The following is a 13,749-nucleotide window of genomic DNA, read 5'->3' as shown; positions in this document are numbered from 1 at the left end:
GGCGCGCTGGCTGCACGCCTGTCACATCGCCGGCTAAAGAACCGCTAGACGCGCGTGATGTAGCGTGCGTCGCGCGTGTCTATGCGAAGCCTGTCACCGGTGTTGATGAACATCGGAACCTGCACCACGGCGCCTGTCTCGAGCGTCGCGGGCTTCGAGCCGCCCTGGACGGTGTCGCCCTTGAACCCGGGATCCGTCTCGATGACCTCGAGGTCAACGAACATCGGAGGCTCAACACCCATGTACTCGCCATCGGCGGTCACGATGTCGACCTCGTCGTTCTCCCGCAGCCACTTGGCCTGATCGCCGACGAAATCGGCATTGAGCTCGACCTGCTCGTAGCTGGCGTTGTCCATGAAGTAGAACGTATCGCCGTCCTTGTACAGGAATTGCATGTGCTTGGTCTCGATGCGAACGTCGTCGAACTTCTCGCCCGAGCGAAACGTGTACTCAACCACGCGACCCGACTTGAGTTCTTTGAGCTTGGTGCGCACAAACGCACCGCCCTTGCCAGGCTTGACGTGCTGGAAATCGATGATCACCCAGCGCTTGCCGTCGTGCACGATGCACATGCCGTTCTTGAAGTTTGCCGTTGTGACTGACACTCTCATGGCTCCTTTTGCCTAGTCGGCAGCTCGCCGATAAGTCACTTCTACAGTTCCAGCAGATCCTTGGCCGATCGGGTGAGGACGCGTGCGTGATCCGCCTCTACCACCACCAAGTCCTCGATTCTAACACCGCCGAAGCCCGGCACATAGACTCCCGGCTCCACAGTCACGACGCTGCCTTCTGGAACCGGCTTCGTCGACCGAGGTCCGAGGCCCGGCATCTCGTGGACTTCGAGCCCCACTCCGTGCCCCAACCCGTGCTCGAAGTACTGCGCGAACCCTCGCTCCTCGATCACTGCGCGGGCCGCCGCGTCGATCTGTTTGCCGAGCAAACCCGCCTTCACGGCGGCGATTCCGACGATGTTGGCGGCAAGAACCGCCTCATAGATCTCGCGGTGGCGATCCGTGGCACGGCCGATGACCACGGTGCGTGTCATGTCGGCACAGTAACCGTCTATTCGCGCACCAAAGTCCATGACCACGAAGTCACCCTGAGTGAATGCGCGATCAGTGATCGCCGCGTGGGGCTTGGCCGAGTTCGGGCCGCTCGCCACAATCGGGGCGAAAGCGACGCCGTCGCTCCCCTGCTTGCGCATGAAGAACTCAAGCTCGAGGGCAATGTCGCGCTCGGTGACGCCAGCCTTCACGAAGGCGAGAATGTGCTCGAAAGCCGCATCCGTCAGTGCTTGGGCTGCGGTGATGCTCGCGATCTCATCGGCATCCTTGACCCGGCGCAAGTCCTCCACCCAGCCATCGGCGGCCACAACTTCACCGGTGAAGCCGGTGCGGAATCGCTCGAACCGACGATACGGCAGCGTCGACTCGATCGCCACTTTGGTGATGCCGGCATCCATCAGGTCCTGCCGAACCGCCGAGAGCACCTCGCCGGCAGGAAGCGCGATACGCCAGGGGGTACCGTCTGCCGCGCTCCTGACGGCCTCGGCATAGCGCGAATCCGTGTAGAGCGTGCAAGCATCTGAGGTCACGAGGGCCACATGCGCCGGCTCGTCGTCGAAGACGTGGCTGAAACCCGTGAGATAGGTGATGTTGGGAACGCCGATGACCGCAAGAGCCGCAACGCCGTCGGTACTCAGGCGCGCGCGCAGTCCCTCCACCCGCACTTCAGTCATCGAAGACCACTGCCTCTCTCCCAACAAGACAACCGGGCCGCAGCAGCGACCCGGTCAAGTACTAATGTCGCAGACCGTCAGTTCTCGACCCACGTACTGACCTTGAGCGCACCGTCTCTCACAACCGGGAAGCTGGGCGGCGGGTTTGTGTCGAGTCGAGCATCGTACTCGTAGACACGCGACATGAAGCCCATGGAGCCGCTCACGAAACCTCCCTCGCCTTTCTGCGCCCTAGATCCGATCAAGTGGAAGCTGTCCTTGTTCCTCGCAGAAGACCAGTCAGCATGGATACCGCCGGCCTGCGAGAGAAGGGCGGCCTGGATCGTCAGATCCTGCGGCATCGAACTGTACCAACTGGGTACGCTGATATCCCCGAGCGCAACGACACCGCAGACCGCCGTGCCATATGGATCCTGGGGGACCAAGTTGTCCAGAATGAACACGGCCGAATCGTCTACGGGAGTCGCATAGCCGGGGTCGTTGACGCTCGTATCGCCGCATGCAACAGTGACTCTTGTCGAGTACGTTCCGCTGAGCCAGATAGTGTCATTGAAATAGAGGATTCCTGCCGTGGGAATCGAGTAGTTCGTCGCGGTTCCCAGAGTCAGGGCGCCTGTTGAACTGTTCACAGCAGTCACCTTCGCAACGCTGAAGTTCATGCCGTTCAGGATAACCCGGTAGCCGCGAGTGCCCGACGACGCGAAATACGTGGATGTCCCCTGTGCCGTGGTCTTCATCTGGCCCATGTCGGTCAAGACGCTCGAGAAGTCGATGACTGGCGAGTCGGGCTGCCTGCTGCCAAACGAACCACTTCCCGTGATGGAATCGGCCGCGATGCAGGCACCGGTGATCACGCCATCGTTGTCGATGCTTCTGTTGCTTCTGACCTTGCCAATAATGGTGGCTTCAGAGCCGATACTGATGTCCGTATCATACAGGAACACATAGTCAGCAAAGGTTGGGTATCTGACTGAGGCGACTATGCTTTTCGTGGCCCCTAGGGATGGTATGGTGCCGACGGATCTCAAGATGATGGGCCCGTTGCCCGTTGGTGGCGTGGCGGTGACGGTGAACATGCCTTCAGTGGTTGCAACCGGTCCCAACACGGGATTGGTGGAGTAGTAGGTCGTGTTCTGCCTCATGTGGTAGAGATAAGCGTCAATTCCGGAATCCGCAACTTGGAGCGCCTTAGCCCTTGCGACAGTATGTGAGGTCGTAAGCTGCTGCTGTGCAACCACCACAAGGAGTGTGGTCACCAGCATAAACAGAATCGCCGAGATCACGACCACGGTTGCCAGCGCCATCCCGTCGTCAGCACGCGCGAGGTGCACCGCTTTCCGTATCTCACGCTTGATGCGCAGGGTATCCATGGCTCTTCTCTCCAGCTTTAGTAAGCGATGTCGTTATGAACTGAGCGAATCCTGACCCAGGTCGTGCTCGTGGCAGAGGCGGTGATGGATCCGGATCGTCCCTGTGCGACGACGGTGATTTCGACCGCCGAAACCTCGTCCGGATTCGCGGAGCTGACCACGGCCGGAACACTGCTGTTGTCGTAGTAGACAAACACATTGGGCGTCCACCCCGGATCCAAGCCACTCAGCACCGCCGTTGGAGCGCTATCGGCACCGAAGTTCCCCGCGCCCGGATACGTGATCGTAGCTACGGCGACCGTCCGATAGAGCGTGGTTCCCGAGACGTAGTAGGTCACGCGTTCCGGCGTGCCGTTGTGATCTAAGTCAATATAGAACGATGCACGTTGCGGCTCGTTGTATCTGAAGACCCCGGCACCCTCGGCGGTTGACAACTCCTGCGCCTGCCGGAGTTCACGCGTCATTCGCTCGATCGCCAAGTTCGCACTGGATGCTGCCATCTCGCGAGCCGAGACGCGGTCACTCATCGAACTGACACTATTGAGAACCATATACGCAGTCGCCAACACGAGCGAAAGCAAGCTGACCGCAATCATCAACTCGACTAGGGTGAACCCCGCGTCGCCGCCCAATTCGCCTTTGCGCTCGCGCCACCTGATTGTCAATCGACTCACCAGCTCACTTCGGCGGTCGTGGTCAAGCCGGCGGTCACGGTGAAGTAGCCGAAATAGGTGTTGTAGTTGGTTCTCCTGACTCTATAGTTCGTACCAGGGGCGAGATTAGTGAAAGTGGTGTAACCATCGCTATCCGTCCTCTGAGTTGCTACCTGCGTGTTACCCCTGTAAAGGGTCACCTGCACATCGTCTCGAGGATCCCCGTCCCACCAACGCGTAACATGCACTCGCAGTGACCCCGTTGTCGGCGCCGGAACCATGCTCGCCGAATGGGCTACTGTGCCCGAGCCCAATGCAACATACTGCGATCCCGAGTAGCCTTGGTAGCCGCTCGCAGTCGCATTGATGGCATACGTACCCGTTGCCGTGATTGTGAAGAGGGCGTTCCCGCTACTATCGGTGGTCAGCGTTGTACTGCCCACCGTGACGCTCGCCCCTGCGATGGGAAGGTTCGACACGCTGTCCTTGCACGTCACCCTGAGATAGGTCGGCGGCGCCAACGCGACCATATAGGTGACGGCGCCAACTCCCGCGGAGATGTTGGTGGAAGTGACCGAAGTCGTGTATCCCGTCGCAGCGACTGTGACCGTGTAGGTGCCGGTCTGATTGATCTGGAATGAAGCCGTGCCGCCTGCACTTGTGACACCGGGACTCCCGGGGACATGGGCATTGACCGAGTCACGCACGGTGACCTGCGCGCCTGCCACCACAGCATTCGTGGCCGCATCCTTCACGGACACCACGAACGACGTAGGGTCGTTAATCGTCACAGTCTGGCTGGCGTGATACCCGCCGCTGGGGATTGTGAATGACGCGACACCATTATCACGGCCGGGATAGGTCACCAACACCGTGTACCCGGCGCCAGTTGCCTTCCATAGTTGAGGGAAGGTCACCGCCCCTGCCGCATTTGATGTGCCGTAATAGATGAGTGATCGCTCATTATTCGTCAGGGTTACCGTTGCCCCCGCTATCGGCGAGCCGCTCGGAGCGCCAACAACGTAGATGGTTGCATCGCTTTCGCGCTGCATCAGGAGCGCCCAGTCATTGAGTGAGTCAGTGTTGACCGTCTTCGCGCCGAAAGCGGTGAGGTCTGCCATCCACCCCGTGAGAGCGGCCGCCACGCCTGTGGCCCCCGATGGCACGTAGCCGAAGAAGGCGATTCCGTCTGTGAGTGTAGTCTCCCATCGGGTCACTCCGGTGGCTGGCGTGAGTGTAACCGCTGCGCCCGCGATCTGGGCACTAAGATCGTCGGCATCAAGAACGTGGATCTGGACGTCGCCGCTGTTGACGTAGCTGTTCTTGCCAAAGACGCCCGTCTCCACAAATACGCTTGACGCATGCGGCTTCTGCCACGAGACCGTCACTTGTACATCTTTGTATGTCGCTCTGTGCGAAACAGGATCTCGCACCCAAGACACGCTCGTCACGACCGTGTAGTCGCCCACAGTCGTACTGGTTGGAATGGATCCTGGAGGGTCGCCATACGTGCCGTCCGGGTAGTGTGTGCCCAGCTCGGCATAGGGAATCGTTCGCGCCTTCTCAAGCGTCTTATTGGCCAACTCAACGGCACCCTGCCGCATCGCATTTTGCTGGGTGGTCCACGCGGAGTACTCGAGCGCCGTCAGCACGCCCATTACCACAATCAGAAGGATCGCCAAGGAGATGAGTACCTCGGCTACGGTGAACCCGTCTTCATGTTTCCTCATGTCCAAATCCGCATCCCCATTGCCGAACATCCCAGTCAAGTGTATCTACCCACGGGCGGAAAGCAAACCCAGAACCGCTTTCACTCCAAGAAGGTATCCAGCAGAACCGAAACCCGCGATCTGGCCCACACAAACGGGAGCGATCACGCTTTCTCGGCGGAACGCCTCGCGGCCGGAGATATTGGACAAATGAACCTCCACAACCGGCACCCGGATTGAGGCGACCGCGTCGCGCAGTGCATACGAATAGTGTGTGAATGCCCCGGGATTGAACACCACCGCATCGCAGTCAACGACGCATGCATGGAGCGCATCGATCAGCTCGCCCTCGTGGTTGCTTTGGAGGAACGTGAGTTCGACGCCCAGCTCCTGCGCAACGCCTCGGACGGCAGCTTCAATATCCGCAAGACTCTCAGACCCATATATCTCGGGCTCACGAGTACCGAGCAGGTTTAGGTTCGGCCCATTCAGGACCAGCACTCGGGTCATCGTCACCCTCTTCTCTTCGAAGCAGCCCACGCTCGCAGATGCTGCAGAATCACTTTGTCCTCGACCGGACAGCATCTCCAAGACCCTGCCCTCTCCGGCAGCACGAACCGCACCATCCCCGCGCGGACTTTCTTGTCAGCACGCATTGCGTCGAACAACTCGTTTGCCTCAATGTTCATTGTAGCTGCCGGAAGACCGAATGCATCCAGCAGTCTGTCCTGCCGCTCCACAAACTCCCGGCTCGTGCCGCATACCTCTACTGAAAGTCGCGCTGCGAACCGCATACCCTCCGCAACAGCGACGCCGTGTGAGACCACACCATAGCCGGCGACCTTCTCGATCGCATGACCCAGGGTGTGTCCGTAGTTCAGGCACTCTCGCAGCCCTGTCTCCCTCTCATCGGAAGACACGACCCTCGACTTGAATCGCACGCAACGCGAGACCGCATCGGCAACTGCACTCTGATCATGACAAACAAGCTCATCGCAGTGATGTTCGAGCCATGAAACGAACGCCTCGCCTTCGATGAACGCACCCTTCACGACCTCTGCGAAACCATTCGCCCACTCGGCTTGTGGCAGGGATTCGAGCAGCGCAACATCTGCGACCACCGCACGCGGCTGCTTGAATGCGCCGGCGAGGTTCTTTCCTGCACGCAGGTCGACACCTGTCTTGCCCCCAACCGACGAATCCACCTGAGCTAACAGCGAAGTGGGAACCTGGACGAAGTCGATCCCGCGCAAATACGTGGCCGCCGCAAAGCCCGCGACGTCGCCAATCACCCCGCCGCCCAGAGCGACCACGATGTCGGTACGATCCAAACCGACCTCCGCCATAGCCTCGAGGAGTTCGCCGACGACAAGCCAGCTCTTGGATCCCTCTCCTGGCTGAATCGAAAGTGGAAACACCTCAAACCCTCCACGGGCAAGCTCCGCATCGACCCTGAGCCCATAGAGAGCGGCCACCGTGGAATCGCTGACCAGGGCAACGCGCTTCGCCGAGGAAACCGCGCGAACTCGTGCGCCCAGTTCGCCCAGCAAGCCGATTCCGACGGTGACGTCGTAATCGGCGTGCGGAACCTCAACGTGGACGATACTCGAAATCGTCACAATCCACGCTCCTTGATGGCTTGGACCGCAGCGTCTGCAACTTCGTGCATCGAAAGACCCACCGTCTCGATCGTCGCATCGGCCACGGCCGCGTAGAGTGTCTCCCTGGAATCCAAGAGCCGGGCAGCCGCGAGCTCACCTTCTGGACCGGACAGAAGCGGACGGGACTTGTCCGCGCCCACACGGGCTAGTGTCTCTTCCGGACTCACCCGCAGATAGATGACGGAGCCTTGGCGCTTCAGGGCAACGCGGTTCTCATCCGATATGACGATACCTCCGCCACATGCGACGATACTGGCAGGCGCATCAGCAAGCTCAGCCAACGCGGCAGACTCCAATGCGCGGAACCCCTGCTCTCCGGCGCTCTCAAAGATTTCAGGAATCGTGTATCCGGAGCTCGATTCCACAACTCGGTCGAGATCGACCACCGGACGATCCAGTCTCTCTCCCACTTCCCGAGCAACGGTGGATTTTCCCGCACCCATGAACCCTATGAGGAACACATGGCTCATCGGGCGATCCTTGCAAGATACGCATCACGCGCAGCGATGATATCGACCATCGCATCCCCGCCAAATTTATCGACGTATGCTTGGGCAAGCACTAGAGCGAGTTCTGCTTCGGCGACAACAGCCGCAGCCGGAACTGCACATACGTCACTGCGTTCCCTGCTGGCATCCACCGCTTCGTGCGTGTCAATGTCGACGCTTGCAAGCGGTCGCATCAGCGTGGGGATGGGTTTCATGGCCGCGCGTACGACCAAGGTCTCCCCATTCGTCATTCCACCCTCAAGACCGCCCGCGTGGTTGGTGTATCTGTGGTAGCCGCGCTCCTGAGAATAATGGATCTCATCATGCGCCTTGCTGCCGACAACAGCTGCAAGCGCGAACCCGTCGCCTATCTCGACCGCCTTGATCGCAGGAATCGACATGATGGCGGCTGCGATCTGCGCATCCAGCCTGCGAGCCGCCTCGGCATAGGTACCTATCCCGGGCACCAACCCAGTGGCAGTCACAACGAACACGCCTCCGAGAGACTCTCCTGCCTCCCGCGCAGCGTCAATTGCAGCCTTCATGAGTTCTGTGGTCGGGCCGTCGGGACAGCGGAGCTCGCTTTCCTCGATGGAGGCTTCAGCAAGAGAGGCAGGGTCCTCAACTGCCGGCATCGTGACGGAACCTATGGCCTGCACATATGAGGCGATCTGAACGCCGAGTTCCCTCAGGAATGCCTTTGCAACAGCTCCCGCAGCCACGCGCGCTGCGGTCTCTCTGGCACTGGCTCTCTCGAGGACATCGCGCACGTCATCGGAACCGGTCTTGAGAATCCCCGCAAGATCCGCGTGCCCCGGACGCGGTTGAGTCACGCGAGTGCCTGCCGACTTCTCCCCGGAATGTGACATGATCTCAGTCCAGTTGCTCCAGTCGCAATTCTCGATAACGATTGCGATGGGACTCCCGATTGTGCGCCCAAAACGCACTCCGGAAGTCACTCGCCCGTGATCGGATTCGATGGACTGACGTCCGCCGCGGCCGTAGCCACGTTGCCGACGTGCGAGATCGTGATCGATGTCCGCGCACGTCAAGGAGATCCCAGCGGGCACGCCGGTGACAATGGTGGTCAGACAGGGACCGTGTGATTCGCCGGCTGTTATGTGCTGCATGCCGTGACCTCTCTGAAACGAACCGAACTCAAGCCGGCTTCGACCAGAAAGGCGCGGGCCGAGCAATCAGCGTCCTTATTTGCCGACACTCTGCCCGGATGTCAGCGTCACCTGGGAGTCGCCGTACAACATCAGCACAGAACCCTCGCTTATGGTCAGCACCTTCCATGGAGAAGTGCCTACCTGACCACCCTCCGCAACCACATACGTGACGTTGTTCCAGATGAAGGTCGCCGTCTTCGTTGGCGTCAGCTGAGTACTCACCAGATACAGTGTGTTGGTCGGAACGGTAACAGACGAACCTCCGCCGGTAGGGGCCGCAACAATGGATGGCTTCACTGTTGGTGCGAAGACGTTTCGCAGGATGAAGGTTTCCGATAGAGGCGGCTCGGCTGGTGCAGACGCAGAACCGGCAGTGCCCGAAGTAACCGTTGAGGTAACGGTGACTTGAGGAGAACCGCCAGTCGAACTGCTGGGAGCAAGCGTGCCAATCAGAAACATGTAGGCTGCGACACCAACGGCGGCAAGCAGCACAACCGCGACGATCGCAACCAACACGACCTTGCCGGTTGAAGTCGAGAAGAAGCCGGCAGGCCTGGCAGTTTGCTGCACATCGGTGAAGTTCGTGTCAGTCATCGTCTGCCCCTACTTCCCCGTCGCAGACGCCGAAATCATATAGACCTCGATCTTGATTGAGGTTGCCTCGAAGTAATCGGGCAACGTCGCATTTGCCTTCTTGGCCTGCGTATCGTTGTCCGACACAGTAGAAGTGAACTCCGTGATGCGCAGACTCCTGGTCAGCTTCTGAATGCGTTGCAGATAATCAACCGTGTCTGACCAGGTTCCAATGATTTCAAGTTGGACTGGAATGATCAGGTATGCGCTCGTTGTCGCTTGCACTCCACCGGCCGCCGCTGTGGGTGAGGTAGGCGCCGAGGGGGTGAGCGCAACTAACTGGACTCCACTCGCAAAGGCAGCATCCTGCAAATCGATGATAAGTGAAGGTAGGTTTGCGCTCTCCGGTACTGCGCTCGTAAGCTGCAACCACGTCGCGTTCGTGCTGGCAGACTGATCTTTCATTTGCTGCCGTTGAGCGAGCTTTGCCTTGAATACCGCAGCCTGCTGGTCCGCCGTCGAAATCTGTGTATCCAACTTGCCTAGCTCATTGTACATGGGCAGCATCAGGGCAACAGCTAGTACCGCTATCGCAATAACGCATCCCACTATCGTGAGTATGACCTTGTTCCTTGGTGACAACGTCATCCGCCCCTCTCCCTATTTGCCCGAAGTACCGGACGTGGTGGACGAGGCGGCAGGCGCATCCAGAAGCGCCTTGATCTTGTCTAGCTTCCCTGTGATCTGGAAACCGACCACATTGATCGGATCCGGCTTGGCTGATCCACTTTGCACGGCCCATTCCTGCCATATCGTGTTGGCAGCGCTCGAAAGCCATACGCTGGATAGTTCTTTGAGTTCGCCCAATCGCACAAGCGTCTTGGCGATCGACTTGTAGGCGACATCCATCGACTGGCTCGTTGAACGTGGAGTACTCCCCACCACGAGCACTCCGGATTCTTGTCCTATTGTGATTGATTTGAGCCAGACCTCACTAGGAAGAACCAGAGAGATGTTGTTGGCCAGCTTGCCCATGTCAACACGTTGCGACAGGGCGGCCTGAACAGCAGCTTGACGGGCCTGCAAGGTCTGCGTGTTTTGTTCGAACACCGCAAGCGCATCCGATTGAGCTCGATATTGCTGAACCTGCTCGTTTGCGCTCTGCAGAGTATCGGTCTTCTGTTGCACCATCAGCCACAGGGCGCCGGAGAGAAGCAGAACCAAAGCCACGAGGCCGACCGCAATGATGAAGATGTAGCGGTACCACCGCTCATAGCGCCGGCGATTGAGTACGGCACGAGGCAGAAGGTTGATGTGTACCATCAGAAGGTACCCCCAAGTGCCAGACCGATCGAAGCCGCGCAGCCCATTCGGTCTGCGACGACGGAGTGCTCAACCGCAGCCGCAATCTGCACATGCGCAAGCGGATCGCCCAAGCACACCTCCGCTTGCAGCCCTTTTTCCATATACGCCGGCAGGTTGCCCATAAGTGCACCATTGCCGGTCAGATAGACCTTCTGGACACCGTGTACCCCGTTAGCCTGAGTGAGGTAGTAGTCGAAAGAACGACGGATCTCGGCGATCAACTTCCCCGCTTCGCGTTCAATTGTCTCCTGCGCGGCCTGCGCCTGAGCCGGGTCGACGCCCTCAGGGATGGTGGGCGTGCCGTCCATACTTGGCAGCCCGACCTTGATCTTGATTGCTTCTGCCTCATCAAATGTGATGTTGAGAGCGGTCGCAACCGCTTGTGTCATCTGGTTGCCGGCAAGAGAGGAAACCCTGGTGAACCGCGGAATCCCTCGCTCTAGCACCACGATCGTGGTCAATCCTGAACTGATGTGCACGACCCCCAAGGCCTGGCTTGGATCGTTGAACTCCGTGGCCAGCCATGAGGTTTCCGTGCCCAGCAGCGCCCGAACCAGTGCGAACGCAGTGACATCGATAGAGGCAAGTCGTAGACCCGCCCCCTCAACCGCGGCAACGACATTGGCGATCATGTCTCGCTGCGCAGCGACGAGAAGCACTTCCATCATGTGCTCGTCAGATGGCGTCATGTAATCGCCAAGAATCTGAAAATCGAGTACAGCATCTTCTACGGGAATTGGGATGTAGTCTTGAGCTTGATACTGGATTGCCCCAGCGAGTTCGTCTTTGTCCATGAATGGCAAGTCAATCAGACGGACAATGACCTTCTGGTTCGAGACGCCAATCGAAACCTCTTTGGAGCGAAGGCCTACGCTTCTCCATAGGTTCTTGATTGCCAAGGAAACGATCGTCGGATCGATGATCTCCCCCTCAACCGTGGCACCGAGCGGCATCGTGATCGATCCATAGGCAGTCAGCGCCCTGCCGATACCACTCTGCTTGATCTGAGCCACTCGAATCCTGTCAGTCCCCACATCAAGACCAACGGGCAGTGGTGCAGCGCCAAAAGATGATCGAGCCAACGCTTCCCCCTCCCGTTGCCCTGCACAAGATCTACACGATCACGTGGCTGATGATACCATAGTGAGTAACTGCCACAAGCAATCTTAAGCCATCATCCCGCGAAGATGCCAAGGTAGGAATACCACAGCGTTGGTCCGAACAACGTCACCAACACTGCAGCGAGAGCCAGAAACGGCCCGAAGGCGAACTTATGCTGCAACGATCCACCGCTACGGCGCGCCACGATCACGCCGTACACCGCCCCCATCACACTGCCCAAGAAGAAGACCATGAGGCCATACAAGCCAAGGAAGACGCCGATGACCCCCAATAGCTTCACGTCGCCCATGCCGAAGCCTTGGGTCTTCCTCAAACTGCCATACGCCGCGGCAATTGCCAACGCCAGACCCGCTGACAGACTCGCCCCGATCAGGGCAGAGACACCCGGCCCCCATGGTAGAGCGGCAACCGGCAGGAGCGGAACCAGCGCCATTTGAGCAAATTGAGCGACACCCACGCCGATGGCGCCGATCACGAACAGCAGTGCCGTGAGAGCGTTAGGCAGACGCATGGTGTCGATATCGATGAAGGCAAGGATGAGCAGAAGAAAGAAGAAGACCATAGCGAACGCAGCTTGAGGCGTGATACCAAACCGAATTCCGGCGGCGAGCCACAACAGCGCCGAGAGCAGCTCAACGATCGGATAGCGCAGTGATATACGAGCACCACACACCCTGCACTGCCCGCCCAAGAAGATGTAGGAGAGCACCGGAACGTTGTCATACCATGCAATTGACGAACTGCATTTTGGACAATGCGAGCCAGGGTGGTTCAGCGATTCACCGCGCGGAAGACGCCAAATGACGACGTTTGCGAATGAGCCAAAGACAAAACCTAGAGCCGCCAGAAGGACATACGCAGCCACTGATCCACCCAATCCCATCTGGCGAGGGCCACTTCATCACCAATCGCTACACCCGTATACGATCGGCGCGCTCAAGAATCAAGAGAGCCCGAGTCTTAATCCGCCAACTATAGCCACGACCTCTAGTAGTGGATGTGAGTGAGAGGCACGATCGGACAGGCCGTCAAGCCAGTTGTAGCCAAGCTGTAGGGGGTCTTGGCGGTGGTGGTTCCGAAGTTCGGATCTGAGGGACACACGGGCGGCGCCTTAATGAAGGTCGGAACCAAGATCCCACCCTGAACAACCGTAGTTGCGGCAGTGATGGCCGTGCCGTTGTTGGCCATGTACGTCTGGTAGGCGCCTTCAATGGTTCGCATGTTGGCCTGACAAGACTTGATACGCGCGTTGTTGCTGGCGTTCGTGAACACCGGGATCGCGATGGCGACCAAGATACCGATGATCAAAACGACGACCATGAGTTCTACGAGCGTGAAACCTTCGTTCCGTCTTCTCCAGTTGATCATAACTGTACAGCTTCCCCTTCTTCGGAAACATCGCCGCGCCTTAGGGACTCGCTGCCACGGGCCGCGGCACAAACCCAACCGCGAACCCTTGGCAGCGAGTCTCGCATGCTAGTAGTGGATGTGAGTGAGAGGCACGATCGGACAGGCCGTCAAGCCAGTTGTAGCCAAGCTGTAGGGGGTCTTGGCGGTGGTGGTTCCGAAGTTCGGATCGGAGGGACACGCAGGCACAGCGGCAATGAAGCCCGGAACCAAGATCCCGCCCGAGACAACCGTAGTTGCGGCAGTGATGGCCGTGCCGTTGTTGGCCATGTACGTCTGGTAGGCGCCTTCAATGGTTCGCATGTTGGCCTGACAAGACTTGATACGCGCGTTGTTGCTGGCGTTGTTGAATACCGGGATCGCGATGGCGACCAAGATACCGATGATCAAAACGACGACCATGAGTTCTACGAGCGTGAAGCCTTCATCGTTCTTGCGAAATGCTTGCATTTCCTCGAGTCTCCTTCCCCTTTTGGGGACCTGCGTGGGTT

The 13,749-nt window shown here is 58.8% G+C and carries 16 protein-coding genes; all 16 read right to left on the bottom strand.

What is annotated here, in order from left to right:
* Positions 1 to 44: 44 nt before the first annotated feature.
* Positions 45 to 611, bottom strand: coding sequence for an elongation factor P (efp, locus tag HGA39_07030; GenBank protein ID NTW29099.1), 567 nt, complete (start codon positions 609 to 611; stop codon positions 45 to 47).
* Positions 612 to 652: 41 nt separating this feature from the next.
* Positions 653 to 1,738 carry an aminopeptidase P family protein gene (locus HGA39_07025; protein ID NTW29098.1) on the bottom strand — a complete coding sequence of 362 codons (1,086 nt, stop codon included), beginning with the start codon at positions 1,736 to 1,738 and terminating at the stop codon, positions 653 to 655.
* 77 nt (positions 1,739 to 1,815) lie between these two features.
* A complete protein-coding gene (locus HGA39_07020) occupies positions 1,816 to 3,108 on the bottom strand; it encodes a hypothetical protein (protein ID NTW29097.1) in 1,293 nt (430 codons plus the stop codon).
* 17 nt (positions 3,109 to 3,125) lie between these two features.
* Positions 3,126 to 3,782 carry a prepilin-type N-terminal cleavage/methylation domain-containing protein gene (locus tag HGA39_07015; GenBank protein NTW29096.1) on the bottom strand — a complete coding sequence of 219 codons (657 nt, stop codon included), beginning with the start codon at positions 3,780 to 3,782 and terminating at the stop codon, positions 3,126 to 3,128.
* Positions 3,779 to 5,491, bottom strand: coding sequence for a hypothetical protein (locus tag HGA39_07010; GenBank protein NTW29095.1), 1,713 nt, complete (start codon positions 5,489 to 5,491; stop codon positions 3,779 to 3,781). The genes HGA39_07015 and HGA39_07010 overlap by 4 nt, the downstream gene beginning before the upstream one ends.
* A 45-nt stretch (positions 5,492 to 5,536) precedes the next feature.
* Positions 5,537 to 5,980, bottom strand: coding sequence for a type II 3-dehydroquinate dehydratase (gene aroQ / locus HGA39_07005; protein ID NTW29094.1), 444 nt, complete (start codon positions 5,978 to 5,980; stop codon positions 5,537 to 5,539).
* Positions 5,981 to 5,982: 2 nt separating this feature from the next.
* The gene (gene aroB / locus HGA39_07000) at positions 5,983 to 7,083 is read right to left on the bottom strand and encodes a 3-dehydroquinate synthase (GenBank protein ID NTW29093.1); all 1,101 of its coding nucleotides are present in this window, start codon (positions 7,081 to 7,083) and stop codon (positions 5,983 to 5,985) included.
* Between the two features lie 2 nt (positions 7,084 to 7,085).
* Positions 7,086 to 7,601, bottom strand: coding sequence for a shikimate kinase (locus HGA39_06995; GenBank protein ID NTW29092.1), 516 nt, complete (start codon positions 7,599 to 7,601; stop codon positions 7,086 to 7,088).
* A complete protein-coding gene (gene aroC, locus HGA39_06990) occupies positions 7,598 to 8,749 on the bottom strand; it encodes a chorismate synthase (protein ID NTW29091.1) in 1,152 nt (383 codons plus the stop codon). Before aroC ends, HGA39_06995 begins: the two co-directional genes overlap by 4 nt.
* A gap of 75 nt (positions 8,750 to 8,824) precedes the next feature.
* On the bottom strand, positions 8,825 to 9,385 hold the full coding sequence (locus HGA39_06985; protein NTW29090.1) for a hypothetical protein: 561 nt from the start codon (positions 9,383 to 9,385) through the stop codon (positions 8,825 to 8,827).
* 9 nt (positions 9,386 to 9,394) lie between these two features.
* Entirely contained in the window at positions 9,395 to 10,012 is a 618-nt protein-coding gene (gene pilO, locus HGA39_06980; GenBank protein ID NTW29089.1) for a type 4a pilus biogenesis protein PilO, read from the bottom strand.
* Positions 10,013 to 10,024: 12 nt separating this feature from the next.
* Complete coding sequence (locus tag HGA39_06975; GenBank protein ID NTW29088.1) at positions 10,025 to 10,687, bottom strand: hypothetical protein; 663 nt, start codon at positions 10,685 to 10,687, stop codon at positions 10,025 to 10,027.
* Positions 10,687 to 11,811, bottom strand: a complete 1,125-nt coding sequence (gene pilM, locus HGA39_06970) for a type IV pilus assembly protein PilM (protein NTW29087.1) — start codon at positions 11,809 to 11,811, stop codon at positions 10,687 to 10,689. The genes HGA39_06975 and pilM overlap by 1 nt, the downstream gene beginning before the upstream one ends.
* Before the next feature lie 92 nt (positions 11,812 to 11,903).
* The gene (locus HGA39_06965) at positions 11,904 to 12,716 is read right to left on the bottom strand and encodes a prepilin peptidase (GenBank protein NTW29086.1); all 813 of its coding nucleotides are present in this window, start codon (positions 12,714 to 12,716) and stop codon (positions 11,904 to 11,906) included.
* A gap of 122 nt (positions 12,717 to 12,838) precedes the next feature.
* On the bottom strand, positions 12,839 to 13,219 hold the full coding sequence (locus HGA39_06960) for a prepilin-type N-terminal cleavage/methylation domain-containing protein (GenBank protein ID NTW29085.1): 381 nt from the start codon (positions 13,217 to 13,219) through the stop codon (positions 12,839 to 12,841).
* Between the two features lie 108 nt (positions 13,220 to 13,327).
* The gene (locus HGA39_06955) at positions 13,328 to 13,708 is read right to left on the bottom strand and encodes a prepilin-type N-terminal cleavage/methylation domain-containing protein (GenBank protein NTW29084.1); all 381 of its coding nucleotides are present in this window, start codon (positions 13,706 to 13,708) and stop codon (positions 13,328 to 13,330) included.
* Between the last annotated feature and the right edge of the window lie 41 nt (positions 13,709 to 13,749).

The sequence above is a fragment of the Coriobacteriia bacterium genome (assembly GCA_013336165.1).
Taxonomy (GTDB): domain Bacteria; phylum Actinomycetota; class Coriobacteriia; order Anaerosomatales; family JAAXUF01; genus JAAXUF01.
This window is presented reverse-complemented; position numbering and strand designations above follow the sequence as displayed.